Raw genomic sequence first — 20,485 nt, forward strand, 5'->3', positions numbered from 1 at the left:
GCCCGCCCGGTCGCATCCGCCCCCATGGCAGCGGGGTCAGTTGGGGAGGGTGCCGCAGGCGACGCACCCTCCCAAACTGACCCCGCTCCGCGGGTCGAGGCGGCCCGGCCCTACCGCACGTAGCGGTCGCGGCCGGCCTGCAGCCCGAAGCCGATGAGTGCGGCGCCGAGCACGCCGAGCGTCCAGAGAGCCGGCATCCATGAGCCGGTGACGTCGTGCAGCAGGCCGATGATGGGGGTGCCCACGGCGGCGCCGAGGTACCCGACGGCCTGCGCCATGCCCGAGACGGCTGCCGCATGACGGTGGTGGTGCGTGCGCAGCCCGAAGAACGAGAGCGCCAGCACGATCGCCATGCCGCCCGCGAGGCCCCCGAGCCCGGCCCACACGGCACCCCAGGCGGGCGCGAATGCGAGGCCGAGCGCGGTGCCGATGAACAGCACGCCCGGAATCGCGCTCAGCAGCGCCTGATCGCGCAGTCGGGGGATCAACGCCGAGCAGACGGTGCTGCCGATGATGGCGACCGCGTTCATGATGAGCAGGTGCACCCCCGCAGCGGTCGGCGTGATGCCCGACGCGGCTTCGACCGAAGGCATCCACGTGATCAAGATGTAGTACCCGATCGATTGCAGCCCCATGAACGCGGTGATCTGCCAGGCCAGGCCCGACCGCCACGGCGAAAAACGATCGTGCGAGGTGCCGCCGCCGGGAAGTTCGATCGGGGTGCTCGGGGCCGCCGCGCTCGGCGACTCGGCGCGCAGGATGCGCGGCATGAGCACGGCGAGCGCGAGCAGCGCGAACCCGGCCCAGATGCCGAGCGAGAGCCTCCAGCCCAGAGCCGACGATTCGGCGAGCGGCACTGACACACCCGCGGCGATGGCGGCGAAGAGCGACTGCACGACCGAATACGCGCCTGTGACCTGCCCGATGCGGTGCGGAAAGTCGCGCTTTACCAGCGACGGCAGGGCGACGTTGATCGCGGCGATCGCGATCCCGAGCGCAATGGTGCCCACCCAGAGCCAGACACCGCCGATCGAGCGCACCACGATGCCCACGGTGAGCAGCGCCATGCTGCCGCCGAGTAGGCGTTCGAGCCCGACGCGAGCCGCGATCGTCGGCACGATGGGCGAGATACCGGCGAACGCCAGCAGCGGCAGGCTGATGAGCATCGATGCCGCGAACGAGGTGAGACCGAGCGAGCTCTCGAGCAGGTCGAGGATCGGCCCCACCGACGTGAGCGCCGCGCGCAGGTTGCCCGCGACCAACAGCAAACCGGCAAGAGCGAGCGCCGCCGAGGCCCCGTTCGCGAACCGCCCGTTTCCGCTCACTGCACTCACCGCTGCTCCTCGTCTCATCTGCCGGGCACGCCGTGCGGAGGGCCCGAGCGGAGCGTATCACTCCGCAACGCGCCCGCGGGTCTCGACGCCGTGCGCGGTGGTGCGCTGTGGTCGCATTCCGGCTGGTACCGTGCTGGCATCGGGTCGATCGCGTCGCCGGCGACCCCTCGAAGGAGTAGACATGACGCACACCCCCGTCGCCCTCGTCACGGGTGCCACCTCTGGCATCGGCATCGAGATCGCCCGCCACCTGCGCGCGGACGGCTTCGAAGTGGTGATCTCGGGCCGCTCGCAGCAGCGCGGCGACGAGGTGGCTGCGCACCTGGGCGACGGCGTACATTTCATCGCGGCCGACATCACCGAAGCGGGTGCGGCGGCGCGCCTCGTCGCCGGGGCCGTGGCCGAAGCGGGGCGTCTCGATGTACTCGTCAACAATGCCGGCATCGACCACACGAAAGACCTGCTCGAGGTCGCAGACGACGAGATCGTCGCGCTCTTCGAGACCAACACGTTCGCCGCGATGAAGCTGCTGCTCGCCGCCGCCCGGCAGATGCGCGCGCAGGGCGACGGCGGCGCGATCATCAACATCACATCGCGACTTGCCAGCATCGGCGTGCCGACCATGGGCATCTACAGCGCCACCAAGGGGGCGATGCACGCCTTCACGACGGCAGCTGCGGTCGATCTGGCGCCGTACAACATCCGCGTCAACTCGGTCACTCCGGGCATGACGCGCACGCCGCTGTATCAGGAGTGGCTCGACGGGCTCGATGATCCTGATGCCGCAGCAGCGCGCGTCGCCGCGGCGATTCCACTGGGCCGGATCGCGGAGCCCGCCGACGTGGCCGCCGCCGTCCGCTTCCTCGCGTCGCCCGGCGCCGGCTACATCACCGGCGCATCGATTCCGGTCGAGGGCGGGTACCTCGCGACGTAGGCGCGCTACGCCGCGTCGGGCGTCGTCGAGCGCGGCTCGATGCGGGTCCACTCCGCATACTTCGCTGTGCGCCCGTCGCCGCTCGAACGACCGGTGAGTCGACGCTGCACCCAGGGCACCACGTGTTCGCGGGTGTAGAGCAGCTGATCCCGCCGGGTCGGGCGCGGGATCGGATCGGCCGTGACCACCCAGTCGCTCGGGGCCGAGTACCCCAGTGCGCGCAACACGTTCGACGCCACCCGGTGATGCCCGACCGGAGCGAGGTGCAGGCGGTCAGGCGACCAGTACTGGCGGCCGGTGAGCTCGGCATCGCTCCAGTTGTCGGCGACGCGCACCCCGAGCCGTTCGGCCAGAATCTTGGCGGATCGCACCATCTCGTCACCCTTGACTCGCACGCGCTGACCGCTCGGCAAGCCCGCTGTCGGGTTGGCCCCGGCGAGCAGAATCGGCTCGGCACCAGCTTCGCGAATGCGCAGCAGCGCGCGCTCAGTCTCGCGCATGATCCAGGCGATGTCGGTGCGGGGGCGCAGCATGTCGTTGCCGCCCCCGTTGAACGTGACGATTGTCGGGCCGAGGGCCAGGGCCGGTTCGAGCTGCTCGGCCAGAATGGGGCCGAGCAGACGCCCACGGATTGCGAGATTCGCGTAGTCGATGGCCGTGCCCGTGGCGTCGGCGATGCCCTGCGCGAGCAGATCGGCCCACCCGCGCACGCTGCCGTCGGGCTGCTCATCGCCGACGCCCTCGGTGAAGCTGTCGCCGATCGCGACGTAGCGGATCAGTGCGTCTGAGCTGCTCGCAGCAGTAGGGTCGATCTCGTGGAGCTGTGACACGTCGTCAGCTTACGCCGCCAAGAGGGGAACGCACATGAGACGCCTGCCGCTGCCGCTCGCGCTGGTGATCCTGAGCGTCGTCATTGCGGTCGTGCTGCTCGCGCTCGCGCTTATTCCGAGCGTGACCGCACCCTGGAGTCTGGTCTACGCGATCCTGTACCTCCTTGTTCCCATCGTGCTGGGCAGTGCGATCGCGGGCCTCTGCGCGGCACTCGGCTCGCACTGGGGCCGGCAGAGCTCGGTTGGTGCGGGTCTCGGTGCCGGGCTCGGTGCGCTCGTTGGCGAGTCACCGCTCGTGGCCTACCTGATCTGGGTGATGCAGGCGAACGTTTGGGCGATCCTGCTGATCGTCGTCGCGGCGCTCGGCATCGCCGCGGGGCTCGCCTGGTTCACGGGGGCGCGCACCCGCGCCCGATCCGCGGATTCGAGCTTGCGACACGCGCTGACGTGAGCTAAGCTCGATCTTTGGCTGTGCGCCGTCCCAGTGCACAGACCGCGCGAGCTCTCGCAGCGAGACCGGATCCCCGGTCGCGACGCAGGCTTGTGCAGACAAGAAATCTTGGGTGAGGCCGTCCGGTCTCACGGTATGAGAGGAAACATCATGGCAGCAGTGTGCCAGGTGACCGGCGCCGTTCCCGGCTTCGGACACAACATTTCGCACTCGCACCGTCGCACCAAGCGTCGGTTCGATCCCAACATCCAGAAGAAGACCTACTTCGTGCCCTCACTCGGCCGCAAGGTGACGCTCACCCTGTCGGTCAAGGGCATCAAGCTGATCGATGCCCGTGGCATCGAGTCGGTCATCGCTGATCTGCAGAAGCGCGGGGTGAAGTTCTAATGGCGAAGGATAAGGACGTACGTCCGATCATCAAGCTCCGTTCGACGGCCGGCACCGGGTTCACCTACGTGACCAAGAAGAACCGTCGCAACACCCCCGACCGCCTCGTGCTCAAGAAGTACGATCCGGTCATCCGCAAGCACGTCGAGTTCCGAGAGGAGCGTTAATCATGGCGAAGAAGAGCATGATTGCGAAGAACAAGCAGCGTCAGGCGATCGTTGCCCGCTATGCGGAGAAGCGCCTCGAGCTGAAGAAGGCCCTCGTGGACCCGAACGGGACCGACGAGAGCCGCGAAGCCGCTCGCGTGGGCCTGCAGAAGCTGCCCCGCAACGCTTCGCCGGTGCGCGTGCGCAGCCGCGACGTCATCGACGGCCGCCCCCGTGGCGTGCTGACGAAGTACGGCGTCTCGCGTGTGCGTTTCCGCGACATGGCGCACCGTGGCGAGCTGCCCGGTATCACCAAGTCGAGCTGGTAAGCACTCCTTGCAGAAACGGCCGTGGATCCGTCGGGATCCGCGGCCGTTTCGCGTTTGCGGGCCGGGCGGGCGTCCGCTGGGGGCGAAATTGACGCCCTATGGCATCTCCCTGGGGAATTTCCGACCGAAGTTCCGCATCATTCCGCCGAATTGGGGTAGATTCGAACCGATCATTCGATCGGACCCTCCATTCGGAGGGGTACCAGAACCAAGATCTAGAGGCATGACCATTTCGGTTCATCGCCTTGGAAGGAAACAACATGGCACTCAACAAGACCGAGCTCGTCGCCAAGATCGCTGCCGAGACCGGCCAGAGCCAGGCCGCCGTCTCCAGCGTGATCGACGGACTGTTCTCCGCTGTTTCCGAGACCGTTGCCTCGGGCGACAAGGTTTCGATCCCCGGCTGGATCTCGTTCGAGACCGCGACCACCGCTGCTCGCACCGGCCGCAACCCCCGCACCGGCGAGACCATCGACATCCCCGCTGGCAAGCGCGTCAAGGTGTCGGTTGGCTCGAAGCTCAAGGCTGCGGTCAAGTAACCTCGTCTTCCTCAGCACCCCCGGTCGCATTGCGGCCGGGGGTGCTGTCGTTTGAGGGAGCGCAGGGCGGGGCGGGGACCCGAGGCAGCCCCAAAGCAATCCCGAGATGACCCCTTTCTTGCGAGGTGACCTGTGAATCACACCGTACCTCGCAAGAAAGGGGTCATCTCGCGAGCGGGAGGCGGCGAGCGGGAGGCAAGCGCGCGGGAGGCAGCCGACGCGCGGCGGCGAAGGCGCCCCCATCGACCGAGCTCACACCGCGCAGCGCGTAGGCTAGGCGGGTGCCCCGTTACGTCCGCATCCTTGCCCCAGCTGTACTCCTCGGGGTGACTCTGCTGGCACTCTGGCTCGGCCTCGCCATCGGCGGGGCGGCGGCAGAGCGCGCGCTCGCCGACCCGGGCGCTATCGTGCGTTTCGGCCTGCCGATCACGCGCACGCTCGTCAACGTTGCGATGGCCGGGCTCATCGGCTCGGTCGTGATGGCCGTGTGGGTGTTCGCGAGCGATCGCCCCGAGACGCGTGTGGCGATGGATTTCGCCGCGGGATCCGCCGCCGTGCTCACCGTGGCCAGTGCGGCAGCGACTCTCTTCACCTACATGGACGTGTCGAGCCAGCCGTTCTCGGGTGACGCCACCTTCGGCGCGGGCCTGGCGCAGTTCTTGACGGAAATCGAGCTCGGCCAGTTCTGGCTGCTCGAACTGCTGCTCGCCGCGATCACGACGGTGCTCGCATTCGCGGTGCGCGGCCGCAAGCTCACGCTCGTGGTGCTCGTCGCCGCCCTCGCCACGGCGCTGCCGCTCGCGCAGCAGGGCCACGCGGCCGGGGCTTCGGGCCACGGTGCCGCGGTCAATGCGCTGCTCGTGCACATCGTGGGCGCGGCCGTGTGGCTCGGCGGTCTACTGACGCTCATCATCATCGCCAAGACGGTCGATCATCGGCGTCTGGCTGCGCTGACCGAGCGCTACTCGAGCCTCGCGCTGCTCGCGTTCATTGGTGTGGCTGCGTCGGGTGTCGTCAGCGCCTGGCTGCGCGTCGGCACGTGGGATGCGCTCTTCGGCACCGGCTACGGCCAGCTCGTGCTGCTGAAGACCGGCTCGCTCGTGGTGCTCGGTGCGTTTGGTGCGCTGCAGCGTACGCGTTTGATCCCGCGCATTGCGAACTCCGCGAATGGGCTGCGGCCGTTCGCCTGGTTCGTCGTCTGCGAGCTCGCCGTGCTCGGTGTCGCGAGCGGCATCGCGGGCGCTCTCGGGCGCACGGCGACGCCGGTCGCGCTCGAGCCGGTGCGGGATCAGCCGGGCGGCATCGGCCCGGCCGAGTGGCTCACGGGCGACCCGCTGCCCCCCGAACTCACCCCGCTGAGCTACCTGACCGAGTGGAAGTTCGACCTGCTGTGGGCGCTCGTCTGCGCCTTCGGCATCGGCATGTACCTGCTCGCGGTGATCCGTCTGGCCCGCCGCGGAGACCGCTGGTCGGCGGGGCGCACGACGGCCTGGATTCTCGGCATCCTGCTGCTCGCCTACACGACGAACGGTGCGCTCAACGCGTACGAGCAGTACCTGTTCAGCGTGCACATGCTCGGGCACATGATGCTGACGATGCTGATCCCGCTCTTCCTCGTGCTCGGAGCTCCGGTCACGCTCGCACTTCGGGCGACGCACAAGCGCTCCGATGGCTCGTGGGGCGGCCGCGAATGGATTCTCTGGGCGGTGCAGACCCCGTTCTCAAAGGTGGTCACGCATCCCGCGTTTGCTGCGGTCATGTTCTCGGGGTCGCTCTGGGTCTTCTACTTCACGCCAATCGCGCGCTGGGCGGCCGAGGAGCATCTTGGGCATCAGTGGATGATCATCCACTTCCTCATCTCGGGCTACCTCTTCAACCTGTCGATGATCGGCGTGGACCCGGTGCCCTACCGATTCCCCTACCCGCTGCGCATCGTGACGCTGTTCGCGACGATGGCGTCGCACGCGTTCTTCGGAGTGACGATCATGACCGGCGACGGTCTGCTGCTCGCCGACTGGTACGGCGCGATGGGACGCACCTGGGGGGCGCCGCCGCTCGAAGACCAGTCGACCGGCGGTGGCATCGCGTGGGGAATCGGCGAGCTGCCGACGCTCGCGCTCGCGCTCATCGTCGCGATTCAGTGGTCGCGCAGCGACGAGAAAGAGCAGAAGCGCAAGGACCGCGCGGCTGATCGCTCGGGAGACGCCGAACTCAATGCGTACAACGAAATGCTGGCGCAGCAGGCCGTGCGCGACGCGCGGCCGATGAAGCGGCGCCGATGAGTCGGGCCTGGCTGTTTCTCGCGGGGGCCATCGCGCTTGAGGTCACGGGCTCGATGAGCTTGAAGGCGGCGCTGGATCACCCGGCCCTCTACATCGTGGTCGCCGTCGGGTACGTCGGATCGTTCGTGTGCCTTGGCAAGGTACTGTCGCTCGGGATGGCGCTTGGCGTTGCCTACGGCATCTGGGGTGCGACGGGGGTCGCGCTGACCGCGAGTCTGTCGACCGTGATCTTCCATGAACCGTTCACCGCGCTTATGGGCGCCGGCATCGTGCTGATCATCGGTGGCGTGCTGCTCGTCGAGCTGGGGTCGCAGGCGGCGCACCGCAAGGCGGCGCGTGCAGCGGCCGATGCGGCCCGTGCTGATGCAGCCGGCGCCGATTCGGGCGAGGGGGCGGCCGCATGATGTGGGTGACACTGGTGATCGCGATCCTGAGCGAAGTCTCGGCCTCGCTGTCGCTGCGCGCGGCAACCACCGGTGAGCGCCCGAAGCGCCGCTGGTACATCGTGGTGGTCGCCGGGTACCTGACCGCATTCGTGATGCTGTCGCTGACGCTGCAGCTCGGGATGGCACTCGGCGTCGCCTACGGCATCTGGGCGGCGGTCGGCGTTGCGCTGACCGCGGTGCTCAGCAAGTTCATCTACAAGGAGCCGCTGACCTGGGTGATGGGCGCCGGCATCGTGCTCATCGGTGTGGGCGTGTTGCTCGTGGAGCTCGGCGCCGCGCACTGAGGGTGCGGCGCACCGGCGTACCCGCCACACCGCACCCACGAACCGCGAGCTGTCTAGTTGGTGGTGAGCAGCACCTTCGTCGCGCGGCGCTCGTGCATCGCTCGATAGCCTTCGGCGGCTTCTTCGAGCGGCAGCGTCAGGTCGAACACGACGCCCGGGTCGATCTTGCGGTCCCAGATGAGCTGGATCAGCTCGGGCAGAAAACGGCGCACGGGTGCCGGGCCGCCGTGCAGGTGCACGCCTGAGAAGAAGAGCTCGCGGCCCTCGAGCGAGACATCGTGGGAGACACCGACGAAGCCCACGTGGCCCCCGGCTCGAGTTGCTCGGATTGCCTGCTGCATGGCTTCTTGAGTGCCCACCGCTTCGATCGTGCTGTGCGCGCCGAGCCCGCCGGTGAGTTCCTTGATGCGTGCCACCCCCGCTTCACCGCGCTCCTCGACGATGTCGGTCGCGCCGAAGCGGCGCGCGAGGGCCTGCCGGTCGGCGTGACGCGACATCGCGATGATGCGTTCGGCGCCGAGCTGCTGCGCGGCGAGAATGCCGAGCAGCCCGACGGCGCCATCACCGACGACCGCGACCGTCTTGCCGGGGCCGACCTCTGCGGCGACCGCCGCGAACCAGCCGGTGCCGAGCACGTCGGATGCGGCGAGCAGCGAGGGGATGAGTTCGGGGTGGGGTTGCCCGGGCGTCGCGACGAGCGTGCCGTCGGCAAGGGGAATGCGCGCGTACTCTGACTGCGCTCCGGTCGGGGCGCCCGGCTGCCGGTGCACGCAGTGCGTCTGGTAGCCCGCCAGGCAGATGTCGCACGTGTTGTCGGAAGCGAAGAATGAACCGACCACGAAGTCACCCACGGCGATTGTGCGCACATCGGCACCGATCTCAGTGACGACGCCAACGTATTCGTGCCCCATCGGCGAGTGATCAACGGGCTCTGCGCCGCGGTAGGGCCACAGATCGGACCCGCAGATGCAGGATGCCGAGACCTTGATGATGGCATCGGTCGGTTCGACGATCGTGGGGCGCTCGCGATTTTCGACACGAACATCGCCGGGGGCGTGCATGATGACACCGCGCATGGAAACTCCTTCTGCAATGTGGCCGCCTGAGAGGTCGGCGCAACTGAACCCGTCCATACTCCCGCGCAGGCCTGCGTGCGCGGGAGTCTCTGGTGGAGGGTGTACTGGCAGGGTACGGTTCACCGCCGACATTTCGACTAGCCTGCTCGCATGGACAACCGAGCCGAGGTGCGCGAATTCTTGATGAGTCGGCGCGCCCGCCTCACGCCGGATGCGGCTGGCCTGCCCATCAGCCCGAATCGTCGCGTCGCCGGTCTGCGTCGCAGCGAGGTCGCGGGGCTGGCCGGTGTCAGCGTCGAGTACTACGCGAAGCTCGAGCGGGGCGCGATCGCGGGGGCATCGGCGTCGGTGCTCGATGCGCTGGCGCGTGCGTTGCAACTCGACGATACGGAGCGCGCGCACCTGCTCGATCTGGCGCGTGCCGCTGATGGCATTCCGACCAGTGGGCGCGCGCGTCGCCGACCGGTGAGACCGGCGCAGCCCCGCCCGAGCCTGCAGTGGGCGCTCGACGCGATGAGCGAGAGCGTGGCATTCGTTCGCGATCCTCGACAGAATCTCATTGCGGTGAATGCGCTCGGCCGCGCGTTCTACTCCCCGGTGATCGGCGACGGTGGGCGCACGCCGAACCTGGCCCGGTTCCAGTTTCTCGACCCGGCGGCCCGCGAGTTCTATCCCGACTGGGAGCTCTTCGCCGAGATGTGCGTCGGCATCATGCGCTCGGAGGCGGGGCGGGATCCCCATGACTCCGCGCTGCAAGACCTTGTCGGGGAGCTCTCCACGCACAGCGAAACGTTCCGCGCGCTCTGGGCCGCGCACAACGTGCGCACGCACGGCACGGGAACGAAGCGGTTCGTGCACCCGATCGTCGGGGAGCTCACGCTCGCCTACGAGGAGCTCGCCGTCACTGCGGAGCCGGGAAACGTGATGCTGGTGTACACGGCGGAACCGGGGTCGCCCTCGGCCGAGCGGTTGGCGCTGCTGGCGTCGTGGGGTGCTGCGCAGGGGCAGCTGGACGTCGTCGCGAGTTTCGGCGGCGAGTCAGACGGCGCGGCGTCGCGCGCGTAATCCGCGGAGCGGAGCGGTCCTTACGCCCCGGGCGCTCCGGCCTCGGTCGCGGTGACGTCGGCTCGGTGGAAGTTGAGGTGCGAGCGCGACGCCGTCGGGCCGCGCTGGCCGAGGTAGCGCGAGAAGGTCGCCCCCGAGCCGTAGGGGCGCTCGGCCGCCGACGACAGCTGGAAGAAGCACAGCTGACCGATCTTCATGCCGGGCCACAGGCGAATCGGCAGTGTCGCGACGTTGGAGAGCTCGAGAGTGACGTGCCCCTCGAACCCCGGGTCGATGAAGCCGGCGGTCGAGTGCGTCAGGAGGCCGAGGCGACCCAGTGAGCTCTTGCCCTCGAGACGCGCCGCAATGTTGTCGGGAAGAGATACCTGCTCGTATGTCGAGCCGAGCACGAATTCGCCCGGGTGCAGAATGAAGCCCTCGGCGGGGTCGACCTCGATGAGTCGGGTGAGTTCGGGCTGCTCTTCAGCAGGATCGATCACCGCGTACTTATGGTTGTCGAAGAGGCGGAAGTAGCGGTCGAGCCGCACGTCGACACTCGACGGCTGCACCATCGACGGCTCGCTCGGCGAGAGGCCGATGCGCCCCGATTCGAGTTCGGCTTTGATGTCGCGATCTGAGAGCAGCACAGGACGATTCTACGGGGTGGTGGGTGCAGATAGTCTCGTCTCGACACCCACGGAAGGGGCCGCAATGCCGACACTGCTGCAGCTCGACGGAGCCATCGCCGACGAGGCCTCGCGCACCCGCGCGCTCACCCGGGCCGTTGCCGATGCGTGGACGGCGCGGGGCGACGACTTCGCGGTGGTGCACCGCGACCTGCACCTGGATCCGCCGCCGCACCTCGCGCAGCGCGCGCAACACTGGCCCGAGTCACTGCGGGGCGGTGCCGCGCTGGCGGCTGCGACGCAGTCGGTGCAGGATCACCTCATCACCGAACTCCTCGCCGCCGATGCGGTGGTGATCGGTGCGCCGATGTACAACTACGCAATGCCGTCGACGTTGAAGGCGTGGATCGATCTCGTACACGTTCCCGGCGTGACTTCGTCGTGGGCCGACTCAGCGCTGCCGCTCGCCGGCCGCCCGGTGATCATCGCGACCGCGCAGGGCGGGCCGCTCGAGTCGGGGGTCGAGGAGTTTGTGACGAAGCCGCTCGCCCACCTCTTCGGAACGGCGTTCGGCATGGACGTGCACGTTGTTGGCACGAGCCGCACGCTGGCCGAGATGATCCCCGAGCTCGGCCCCGACTGGGCCGCTGCCGACTTCGCTCGTGCCCGCGACGAGGCGTCCGCGCTGGGCGCGTCGGTCGCAGCGGGCTGACGCCCGCGCCGCCGCTCCGCCGCCCGCCACTCTCGTATCGGGGTCACTTTCGGAGGGTGCGGAGGCTGCAACACACTCCCAAAGTGACCCCGGTCGCAGGTAGCGCAGTAGCGCCGTACTCAGCCGATCGGCTCGGTCACCGCGAAGAGCAGCTCGCCGATCTGGTGGGGCAGAGCTGTGATGCCGCGCGGGTGATCCTCGCCCTCGAGCACGGTGATGCGCACGGCGCGGTCGCACATGCCGTCGATGATCTCGGTGGTGCGGTCGGCCGGGAAGATGAAGCGGCGCCCGGCGGCGGCGATCGCGACCTCGACGAGTGCGGCGAAGCTTTCGGTGGCCCGGTCGAGCAGTGCGATGTAGCCGGGCGCGATCTCGGGGTCGCGCATGGCCATCAGCGCGAACTCGTTCTCGAGGATGAACCACTGCGGCGCGTTCTGCTCGGGTGCGATGAAGCGGGTGATGTACTCGGCGGCCTGCTCTGGATCGATCTTGCCCTGCAGCTGCTCGAGCGCGGGCGTGAGTTCGGCGATCGTGGCCTCGACCTCGACGACGCGGCGGTCGAATTCGCGCTCGAGGAGTGCGAGGAAGAGTTGCTCCTTCGACGAGAAGTTCGAGTAGAAGGCGCCGCGCGAGAAGCCGGCGCGCGCGCAAATCTGTTCGACGGCGGCCGCCTGCACGCCGACCTCAGCGAAGACGTCAGCCGCGGCGTCGAGCAGGCGCGTGCGCGTTTCGCGGCGGCGCGCGGTCGGCGGTTGCTGCGGGGTGGTGCTCATCGCGTCGCCCTCCTTCCGTCGAGTGCCATCAGCATGCCGAGCATAGCCTGAGAGAGAACTGCATACATCAGTGTATCGAATCGGATACACTCGTGTATCGAACGCTCGATGCATCACTGTATCGAGACCGCGCGAGGGGGCACGGCGGCTTGCTCGCGCAGCCGTCGTGCGTCTCGGGCGCCGCCGCGACGAAAGGCACTCACCCGCATGTCCACTCTGCTGCACGCGATCGGCCTCTGGGCCACCCGCGCCAAGTGGCTCGTTCTCGCGCTCTGGATCGCCGTGCTCGCCGTGCTCGGCGTCGGCGCGGGCCTCTTCTCGCAGGGCGCCAACGCCCCCATCACCATTCCCGGCACCGAGTCGCAAGAGGCGATCGACACCCTCTCGCGCACCTTCCCCGAGGTGAGCGGCACCAGCGCGACGATCATCGTGGTCGCACCCGACGGCGACCGCGTCGACGCGGCGCCCTATAAGCAGGCGATCACCGATGCCGCCGATGAGCTTGAGGACCTGCCCCACGTCAACGCCGTGTCGTTCCCATTCGCCGAGCAGGCGGCTGCGGGCCTCAGCGATGACGGTCGCGCCGCGCTGCTCACGATTCAGATCGCCGACGCGCAGAGCGACGTGCCCGATGCCACGAAGACGGGCATTGAGCACGCGACGAGCGAATTGCAGGATCACCTGCCCGCCGGTACTGAGGTCTCGTACGGTGGCGACGTCTTTTCCGTCTCGATTCCCGGGTTCACGGCGACCGAGGCGATCGGCGTCGTCGTCGCCTTCATCGTGCTGCTCTTCACGCTGGGTTCCCTCGTCGCGGCCGGCATGCCACTGATCATCGCGATCTTGGGCGTCGGCGTCACCATCGCGGGCCTCTTCATCACGACGGCCTTCGCCGAGATGACCTCGACCACGCCGATGCTCGCGCTCATGCTGGGCCTCGCGGTCGGCATCGACTACACCCTCTTCATCGTGAGTCGACACCAGGAGCAGTTGCGCTCGGGCCTCGGGGTCACCGAATCGATCGCGCGCGCCACCGCGACGAGCGGCTCGGCCGTGGTGTTCGCCGGCCTCACCGTGATCATTGCCCTGCTCGGCCTCTCGGTCGCGGGTATTCCGTTCCTCACCGCGCTCGGCGTCGCCGCGGCCGCCGGTGTGGCTGTCGCGGTGCTCATCGGCGTCACGCTCACTCCGGCCATCCTCGCGATGGCGGGGATGCGCATTCTGCCGAAGAAGCAGCGCGCCGCGCTCGCCGCCGGCGAGACGATCGAGAAGCCCGTGCGCACCGCCCACCAGCCGACCCGCGCCGATCGCTTCTTCAGCGGGTGGGTGCGCGGCGTGACCGCGAAACCGGTCGCCACGATTCTCGCGGTCCTCGTCGTGCTCGGTGTCGCGGCGATTCCGATGACGCAACTGCGCCTCGCCCTGCCGGGCGCCGAGACGCTCGAAGAGACCGACCCGGCGCGTGTCACCTACGAACTCACCGGTGAGCACTTCGGGGAGGGGGCCAACGGCCCCCTGATCCTCACCGGCTCGATCATCACCAGCGACGACCCGCTCGGGCTCATGGACGATCTCGCCGACGAGGTTCGCGCGATCCCGGGCGTCGCCGATGTGCCGCTCGCGACCCCGAACCAGAACGCTGATACCGGCATCATCCAGGTCACTCCCGAGGAGGGGCCGCAGGTCGAGAGCACATCGGCGCTCGTCGCCGAGCTGCGCGCGCACCATGACGAGTGGCTCGAGAAGTACGGCGTCAGCCTCGCGGTGACCGGCTTCACGGCGGTCGGCATCGACGTGTCGAACCTGCTGGGCGAGGCGCTGCTGCCCTTCGGCGTGCTGGTGGTGGGACTCTCGCTGATCCTGCTCGCCATGGTCTTCCGCTCCGTGTGGGTGCCGATCAAGGCGACGCTCGGGTACCTGCTCTCGGTGGGTGTCGCGTTCGGCGCGGTCGTCGCGGTGTTCCAGTGGGGCTGGCTCGGCGACGCGCTCAACGTGCACGCGACGGGGCCGGTGCTGAGCTTCATGCCGATCATTCTGATGGGCGTGCTGTTCGGGCTGGCGATGGACTACGAGGTGTTCCTGGTGTCGCGCATCCGCGAAGAATACGTGCACGGGGCCGACGCGCAGACCGCGATTCGCCGCGGGTTCGTGGGCAGCGCCAAGGTGGTGACGGCCGCGGCCCTCATCATGTTCGCCGTGTTCGCGGCCTTCGTGCCCGAGGGCGACCCGAGCATCAAGGTGATTGCGCTCGGGCTCGCGGTCGGCGTCGCCGTCGACGCGTTCATCGTGCGCATGACCCTGGTGCCCGCCGTGCTCGCGCTGCTCGGCGATCGTGCGTGGCGCATGCCGCGCTGGCTCAACCGCGTGCTGCCGTCGTTCGACGTCGAGGGCGAGGGGCTCGCCCGCGAGATCGCCCACGCCGAGTGGCCCGCCGACCTGCCGCAGGCTCGCGTCGCGGCCGACGGCCTGCTGCTGCCCGGCAACATCGCCGTGCCCGACCTGCGCGTCGCCGGCGGCCAGGCGCTGCTGCTCGACCCGCGCGATGCCCGCACGCCGAACACCGCGGCCCTCGCGCTGCCGCTCGCCGAAGCCCTCACCGGGCGCGGTGCGATCGTCGCGGGCACCGTGAAGGTCGCCGGGCTCCTGCTGCCCGAACGGGCCGCGTCGCTGCGGGCGCGATCGGCGTGGGCGACCCCCGCCACGCTGCGCACTGCGCTGCAGGATCGCCCGGCCGTACTCGTACTCGACCTGCGAGAGGCGGGTGAAGCCGTCGTGCCGTTGCCGATCGTCGACGGAATGCGCTCGGCACTCGCCGCGCAGTCGGCGTCGGCCGCTCGGGGCGTCGTGCCCGAGGTCACCGTGGTGGTCGTCGGAGAGGCCGCGTTGGCCGAACGCGTGCTGCCCGCGGGCGTGGAGCTGGTGCGGCCGGGCGATCCCGCACCGCCTGCGCGCGCGCTTCACAGCACCGCCCCCGCCTCGCTCAGCACCGCCACCGAAAGGACCGCACGATGACCGCCGCACTCACCCGGTTGAAGACCGACCGTCCGGTGCGCTGGACGACGCTGCTCGGCATCCTGCTCGTGCCGCTCACCGTTGCCGGCGTGCTGCTCTGGGGGCTGTGGAACCCGACCGAGCGCCTCGAGAACGTCACCGCCGCCGTCGTGAACCTCGATCAGGCGGTCGAACTCGACGGGCAGACCGTGCCGCTCGGGCGCGTGCTCGCCGGCGAGCTGATCGGCGAGGCGGGTTCGGGTTCTCGCTCTGATTCCGATGCTGACTCTGATGCCACCAACTTCACGTGGGTGCTCACCGACGCCGATGACGCCGAAGCCGGGGTCGCCGACGGGCGGTACGCGACGGTCGTCACCATTCCGAAGAGCTTCTCGGCCGACGCCACCTCGCTCTCAGGCGACCCGGCCGACGCGACGCAGGCGCGCATCGATGTGACCGAGAGTCACCGCGGCCGCCTCATCGACACGGCGCTCTCAAACATCGTGACCCAGACCGCGACGCGAGTGCTGAACGAGCAGCTCGGCGAGCAGTTCATCGACGGCGTGTACGTCGGCTTCAACACCCTCGGCGACGGTATCACCGACGCCGTAGACGGCGCCGCCCAGCTCGCCACCGGCACCAACTCGCTCACCGACGGCGCGAAGCAGCTCGACGACGGGGCCACGCAACTGGCCGACGGCACGCAGCAGCTCTCCGACGGCACGCAGCAGCTGGCCACCGGAGCGGGCACGCTGTCGTCGGGCGCCGGCGAGCTGTCGTCGGGTGTCGGGCAGTACGTCGCCGGGGCGCAGCAGTTGGCCGACGCGTACCCGCAGTTGCAGGCTGGGGCGACCACTGCTGTGCAACAACTGCAGGGAGTCATCGCCGGACTCGGACAGATGCAGGCGGCGACCAAGGAGCCCACCGCGCAACTGCAAGACGGTCTCACGTCTGCGGGGGCCGGTGTGCGATCGTTCGCCGGCGATATCGAACCCATCGTGACGAAGTGCATCACCGATACCGGCAATCTCGTCTACTGCCAGGGGCTCGGCGAACAGTTGCAGGGTCACGCCGAGGCCATTGGCGCGGGCGTGACGACGGCCGGGGACGGGGCCACGGGCCTGTCGACGGTGCTGCAGGGCGCTTCCGATCAGATGGGCGGGGCTTCCGCGGCAGACGCGAGCGCCCAGCTCGCCCAGCTCACGGCCGGGCTCGACCAGTTCGGCACCGGCATCAGTCAGCTCGCCGCGCAGGGCGGCCAGCTCACCTCGGGCGCAGCCCAGCTCGCCGACGGTGCGTCTCAGCTGAGCGCGGGAACGTCCGAGCTCGCGGCCAACGCACCACAGCTCGCCGACGGCGCGACCCAGCTCGCCGAGGGCACCTCCGAACTCGCCGACGGCAGCGCGAAGCTTGCCGACGGCGCCGGCGACCTCGCGAGCGGACTCGACACGGCCGCCGACCAGGTGCCGACGACCACCGACGCCGAGCGCGAGCAGCTCGCGAAGACGGCGGCGACCCCGGTGACCGCCGAGGGCGGCAGCGACGAACTCTTCAACGCATCAGGGGTACCTCTGTTCGCCGGCATCGCGCTCTGGGCGGGCGCGCTCGCGGCATTCCTCGTGCTCGCACCGCTGTGGCGCCGCACCCGCGACGCCGCTCGAGGAGTCGGATACATCACGCTGCGCAGCGCGCTGCCGGCGCTCGCGCTCGGCGCCGTGCAGGGTGCGCTCGCGGGCATCGTGCTGCCGATCGCACTCGGCTACGACCTCGGTCAGGGTGCCCGGTTCTTCGGTTTCGCGCTGCTCGCCGGCATCGCGTTCGCCCTCATGGTGCAGGGGCTCTCGGCGCTGCTCGGCGGGCTCGGCCGCTTCATCGCGTTCGCGCTGCTCGTCGTCGCCTTCGCCGTGGGCATCGTGTCGACGGTGCCGGGCGTGCTCGCCGCAGTGGGCGACTTCAGCCCGCTCGGGTCGGCGCTCTCGGGATTCCAATCGATCGCGACGGGCGGCGGTTCGGCCGGCACCGCCGCGGTGATCCTCGGCCTCTGGGGAGCGCTCGGGTTGGCGCTCACAGCCCTGGCGGTGATGCGGGCGCGCCGCGCCCGGTAGTGGGGTGCGGCTGAGTGTGGCACAGCGCGGCGTCGGTGAGAGATTCGGCTTCGGTTGTGCCGATTGCGGCGAGAGCGCTCACCGAAGCCGAATCTCTCACTGAGGAGGCGCGCAACGCACTCGGGTCAGTCGGCGCCGACCAGACCGCGCACCGCGCGTTCCACGATGGCCGCGTTGGGTGGGGCGCCGACGAAGGCGCGGTGCAGGTTCCAGCCCTCGACGAGCGCGTCGATGCCGGCGGCGACGTCGCTCGAGAAGTGGGCGGCCAGAGTCTCAGCGGTGACGCACAGCCAGTCGCGGCTGAGCTCGGCGACACGGACGTTGTGGTTCGCGTAGGCGTACATTTCTGCGAGCCCCCGCATCTGTGCGGGGCTGGGGCCCCGGTCGCCCGAGATGAGCGCGACGATTGCGGCGATTGCGGCATCGCTCGATGTTGCCGCCGCCAGCAGCTCCCGGTGCTCGGCGGTAATGCGCTGCTGCAGCAGCGAGAACGCCTCTTCGAGGACCTCCGTGAAGCCGGAGAAGTAGTAGGTCATTGAGCCGAGCGGCACTCCGGCGCGGTCGGCGACGACGCGATGGCTGGTTCCGTGCACGCCGCGCTCGATGATCGTGTCGAGCGCGGCAGCGATGATGATGTCGCGGCGTTCACCGCTCCGAACCGTGCGCTCGGCGTGTTCTTGCGATCCCGAACCAGACATGTGTACTATCGTACAGCTCGCCAAATGTGTACGGACGTACATGTGGGTGTAGCTGCACGAACCCGACACCGGATTCACCCGCAATACCGCACCACGCTAGAAACGGAGCACGCCAGTGCGCGCACGGCAGTTCGCCCTCTCGATCCTGTACCTCATCCCGGGCCTCGGTGTGGCCTCGTGGGTCACCCGTACCCCGGCGATTCGCGATGCGCTCGACGCGTCGACGGCCGGCATGGGCTTCGTGCTCTTCGGGCTGTCGGCCGGATCGATGATCGGCATTCTTGCGGGCGGCCCAATGGTGATGCGCTGCGGCGCCCGGTTGACCATCGCGGCGGGCATGGTGGGGATCGTGCTCTGTATGCCGACGATCGGTCTCGGTGCAGTGCACGGGCAGCCGCTCGTCGTGGCGATCGGACTGGCGATGTTCGGGTTCGGCATGGGGGTGAGCGAGATCGCCATGAATGTCGAGGGCGCCGAAGTGGAGCGCGCCACCGGCGGCACGTTCCTGCCCGCAATGCACGGATTCTTCAGCCTCGGAACCCTGGTTGGGGCGACGATCGGGATCGCCGCGGCCGCACACGACTTTCCGGTGCTCTGGCACCTGATCATCGTCGGGGTGGTTGCGCTCGTCGGGTTTGGCGGGACGATCGGGCTGCTTCCCACGGCCACGGGGCGCACGAAGCGGCATCAGCGCGGCGCCGCTCAACGTGAGACCGCGACGGGGTCGATCGTGACCGCGGAGACGCCGTCGGTCTGGAAAGATCGCCGACTGATCATGATCGGGGCGATCGTGCTGGCGGTCGCTCTGGCCGAGGGCACCGCGAACGACTGGTTGCCGCTCATCATGGTCGATGGGCACGATCTCGACCCGGCCTGGGGGTCGGCGATGTACGCAATCTTCGCCGCCGCCATGACCGTGGGCCGCTTCTTCGGTGGCGCATTCGTCACGCGTTTCGGCCGGGGCCCCGTACTCGGAGTCAGTGCGATCTTCGCGGCGCTGGGGCTGCTCACCGTATCGCTTGTGGACAACTGGGTCATCGCACTCATCGCAGTGGTCTTCTGGGGGCTCGGGGCATCGCTCGGCTTCCCGGTCGCCCTCTCCGCAGCGGGCGATTCGGGGCCGGACTCGGCGAAGCGCGTCTCGATTGCGGCGTCCGTTGGGTACCTGGCATTCCTGGTGGGCCCGCCGGCGCTCGGGCTGCTCGGCGAAGAGATCACGCTGCGCGGCGCATTGCTCGCACCAATGGTGTTGGTGTTCCTCGCGGTGTTCTGCACGCCTGCGGCGGGGGGACGCAAGGCGCAAGGAGCGCATGCGAGGCGCGATCTGGAGTTCGCTGCTACACACTGAGTGTGCACAGTGTGGGAATAATGCAACTGATTCATTCCCGTTCCGAATATCTTCACAGTCGACGTTCAGCAATAACCTCAAAGCAGCGCTAAAGACGGCGCACGGCGCCAAAGTCGGCGCTGCACACGCGATGAGGCGGAACGACATGAAGACTCAGGTAGACAGCGCCTCGCAGGCGATGCTTGAGCGAGTGCGCGAGCACCGAAACGGAACGGCTTCGACCACCACACTGGTCGAAGCGCGACAGCGTTCGCACGCGGAAGACTCCACATTTTCCCAACTGGATTTCACGAGCAGCCGCATTGAGCGTTCCTTCCCAGTTCGAGACGGTTCCCGCCTGGCCGTCCACGAGTTTGCTCCAGCCGAAGCATCCATCGGAACGATTGTCTACATCCATGGCGGCGGCTGGGTGTACGGAGAACTCGACTTCTACGACGGATTCGCCCGAGAACTCGCGATCATGACGGGGTGCACGGTGGTCATGCCCGAGTACCGCCGCGCGCCGGAGGCACCGTTTCCGACCGCGCTCAACGATGTCAGTGACTTTCTCGACGCCTACGGTGCTGAGCGCGTGGCCAACGGAGTCACGCTGCCACTCGTGCTCATGGGCGATAGCGCCGGTGGCAACCTGGTTGCCGCTGAGGTGCAGCGGCGCGCCCGCGAAGATGATGATCTGATTCAGCAGCAGGTGCTCATTTACCCGGTACTCGATGGGTCGATGTCGTCCGAGAGCTACCGGGATGACCCGGGCACGCTACTGCTCACCGCAGCGGGCATGCAGTGGTTCTGGGACCAGTACGTGCCGGATATCGAGCAGCGCACGTCGCCGCTCGCGTCGCCGCTGCTCGATGACGACCTGCTCCCGGCACCGCCCACCCTCATGATGCTCGCCCGAGCCGACGTGCTGTACAGCGAAGGCATGGCCTACGCGCTGCGGCTCGCCGGCCTCGGCACCGACGTGCTGCTGCACGATGCCCCCGGGCAAATCCACGGTTTCTTCACGCTGCGCGCGCCCTTCCCCGGTGCACGCCACGCCATGGCCGCACTCGGCGTGGAGATTCGCAGGCGACTCAATGATGAGCCTGCTCCCCCCAAGTGGGTCGCAATCTGACCCTGATCACCGTTCCACCATTTCGCGTCGCTCCCCCCG

General features: G+C 68.7%; 21 protein-coding genes. 15 read left to right on the plus strand and 6 right to left on the minus strand.

The genetic code is table 11. The features are described 5' to 3' along the window. Positions 1–110: 110 nt before the first annotated feature. The gene (locus tag CH42_RS01870; RefSeq protein ID WP_239683909.1) at positions 111–1,334 is read right to left on the minus strand and encodes an MFS transporter; all 1,224 of its coding nucleotides are present in this window, start codon (positions 1,332–1,334) and stop codon (positions 111–113) included. Positions 1,335–1,515: 181 nt separating this feature from the next. Here CH42_RS01870 and CH42_RS01875 point away from each other — a divergent pair, with 181 nt between their 5' ends. Beyond that, positions 1,516–2,268 (plus strand): SDR family NAD(P)-dependent oxidoreductase, encoded by a 753-nt coding sequence (locus CH42_RS01875; protein ID WP_075205192.1) that lies wholly within the window; start codon positions 1,516–1,518, stop codon positions 2,266–2,268. A 5-nt stretch (positions 2,269–2,273) separates the two neighbouring features. Here CH42_RS01875 and CH42_RS01880 read toward each other — a convergent pair whose 3' ends face one another. After that, entirely contained in the window at positions 2,274–3,098 is an 825-nt protein-coding gene (locus tag CH42_RS01880) for an SGNH/GDSL hydrolase family protein (protein WP_239683910.1), read from the minus strand. Between the two features lie 34 nt (positions 3,099–3,132). Here CH42_RS01880 and CH42_RS01885 point away from each other — a divergent pair, with 34 nt between their 5' ends. The 8 genes from CH42_RS01885 (at position 3,133) to CH42_RS01920 (ending at position 7,962) form a co-directional block, all read left to right on the plus strand. Further along, entirely contained in the window at positions 3,133–3,549 is a 417-nt protein-coding gene (locus tag CH42_RS01885; RefSeq protein ID WP_053351516.1) for a hypothetical protein, read from the plus strand. Between the two features lie 150 nt (positions 3,550–3,699). Then, positions 3,700–3,936: a 50S ribosomal protein L28 gene (gene rpmB, locus CH42_RS01890; protein ID WP_053351517.1), complete on the plus strand. Its 237-nt coding sequence runs from the start codon at positions 3,700–3,702 to the stop codon at positions 3,934–3,936. Continuing rightward, complete coding sequence (gene rpmG / locus CH42_RS01895) at positions 3,936–4,103, plus strand: 50S ribosomal protein L33 (RefSeq protein WP_017884003.1); 168 nt, start codon at positions 3,936–3,938, stop codon at positions 4,101–4,103. Before rpmB ends, rpmG begins: the two co-directional genes overlap by 1 nt. Before the next feature lie 2 nt (positions 4,104–4,105). Next, positions 4,106–4,411 carry a 30S ribosomal protein S14 gene (rpsN, locus tag CH42_RS01900; protein WP_025134217.1) on the plus strand — a complete coding sequence of 102 codons (306 nt, stop codon included), beginning with the start codon at positions 4,106–4,108 and terminating at the stop codon, positions 4,409–4,411. A gap of 260 nt (positions 4,412–4,671) precedes the next feature. Continuing rightward, positions 4,672–4,950 carry an HU family DNA-binding protein gene (locus CH42_RS01905; RefSeq protein ID WP_053351518.1) on the plus strand — a complete coding sequence of 93 codons (279 nt, stop codon included), beginning with the start codon at positions 4,672–4,674 and terminating at the stop codon, positions 4,948–4,950. 281 nt (positions 4,951–5,231) lie between these two features. After that, positions 5,232–7,232, plus strand: coding sequence for a cytochrome c oxidase assembly protein (locus CH42_RS01910; protein WP_156322434.1), 2,001 nt, complete (start codon positions 5,232–5,234; stop codon positions 7,230–7,232). After that, positions 7,229–7,636, plus strand: a complete 408-nt coding sequence (locus tag CH42_RS01915; protein ID WP_053351519.1) for a DMT family transporter — start codon at positions 7,229–7,231, stop codon at positions 7,634–7,636. The genes CH42_RS01910 and CH42_RS01915 overlap by 4 nt, the downstream gene beginning before the upstream one ends. Continuing rightward, entirely contained in the window at positions 7,633–7,962 is a 330-nt protein-coding gene (locus tag CH42_RS01920; RefSeq protein WP_053351520.1) for a DMT family transporter, read from the plus strand. The genes CH42_RS01915 and CH42_RS01920 overlap by 4 nt, the downstream gene beginning before the upstream one ends. Before the next feature lie 53 nt (positions 7,963–8,015). Here the strand turns inward: CH42_RS01920 and CH42_RS01925 are convergent, their stop codons facing one another. Continuing rightward, positions 8,016–9,038 carry a zinc-dependent alcohol dehydrogenase family protein gene (locus CH42_RS01925; RefSeq protein WP_053351521.1) on the minus strand — a complete coding sequence of 341 codons (1,023 nt, stop codon included), beginning with the start codon at positions 9,036–9,038 and terminating at the stop codon, positions 8,016–8,018. 150 nt (positions 9,039–9,188) lie between these two features. Here CH42_RS01925 and CH42_RS01930 point away from each other — a divergent pair, with 150 nt between their 5' ends. Further along, on the plus strand, positions 9,189–10,103 hold the full coding sequence (locus CH42_RS01930) for a helix-turn-helix transcriptional regulator (RefSeq protein WP_053351522.1): 915 nt from the start codon (positions 9,189–9,191) through the stop codon (positions 10,101–10,103). Positions 10,104–10,123: 20 nt separating this feature from the next. Here the strand turns inward: CH42_RS01930 and dcd are convergent, their stop codons facing one another. Then, entirely contained in the window at positions 10,124–10,729 is a 606-nt protein-coding gene (gene dcd / locus CH42_RS01935; RefSeq protein ID WP_053351523.1) for a dCTP deaminase, read from the minus strand. Positions 10,730–10,793: 64 nt separating this feature from the next. On the opposite strand from dcd, the gene CH42_RS01940 reads away from it, so the two are divergent. Further along, the gene (locus CH42_RS01940) at positions 10,794–11,420 is read left to right on the plus strand and encodes an FMN-dependent NADH-azoreductase (protein WP_053351524.1); all 627 of its coding nucleotides are present in this window, start codon (positions 10,794–10,796) and stop codon (positions 11,418–11,420) included. Between the two features lie 119 nt (positions 11,421–11,539). Here CH42_RS01940 and CH42_RS01945 read toward each other — a convergent pair whose 3' ends face one another. Further along, positions 11,540–12,193, minus strand: coding sequence for a TetR/AcrR family transcriptional regulator (locus tag CH42_RS01945; RefSeq protein ID WP_053351525.1), 654 nt, complete (start codon positions 12,191–12,193; stop codon positions 11,540–11,542). 207 nt (positions 12,194–12,400) lie between these two features. Between CH42_RS01945 and CH42_RS01950 the strand changes: the two genes are divergently transcribed. Beyond that, the gene (locus tag CH42_RS01950; protein ID WP_053351526.1) at positions 12,401–15,205 is read left to right on the plus strand and encodes an MMPL family transporter; all 2,805 of its coding nucleotides are present in this window, start codon (positions 12,401–12,403) and stop codon (positions 15,203–15,205) included. Then, on the plus strand, positions 15,202–17,289 hold the full coding sequence (locus CH42_RS01955; protein WP_053351527.1) for a YhgE/Pip domain-containing protein: 2,088 nt from the start codon (positions 15,202–15,204) through the stop codon (positions 17,287–17,289). The genes CH42_RS01950 and CH42_RS01955 overlap by 4 nt, the downstream gene beginning before the upstream one ends. A 125-nt stretch (positions 17,290–17,414) precedes the next feature. On the opposite strand, the gene CH42_RS01960 is transcribed toward CH42_RS01955, so the two are convergent. Continuing rightward, complete coding sequence (locus tag CH42_RS01960) at positions 17,415–17,987, minus strand: TetR/AcrR family transcriptional regulator (RefSeq protein WP_053351528.1); 573 nt, start codon at positions 17,985–17,987, stop codon at positions 17,415–17,417. A 115-nt stretch (positions 17,988–18,102) separates the two neighbouring features. On the opposite strand from CH42_RS01960, the gene CH42_RS01965 reads away from it, so the two are divergent. Further along, positions 18,103–19,335: an MFS transporter gene (locus tag CH42_RS01965; protein ID WP_053351529.1), complete on the plus strand. Its 1,233-nt coding sequence runs from the start codon at positions 18,103–18,105 to the stop codon at positions 19,333–19,335. Between the two features lie 145 nt (positions 19,336–19,480). Continuing rightward, complete coding sequence (locus CH42_RS01970) at positions 19,481–20,446, plus strand: alpha/beta hydrolase (protein ID WP_053351530.1); 966 nt, start codon at positions 19,481–19,483, stop codon at positions 20,444–20,446. The last annotated feature ends 39 nt before the right edge of the window (positions 20,447–20,485 follow it).

This window comes from Leucobacter musarum subsp. musarum, from assembly GCF_001273845.1.
GTDB lineage: Bacteria > Actinomycetota > Actinomycetes > Actinomycetales > Microbacteriaceae > Leucobacter > Leucobacter musarum.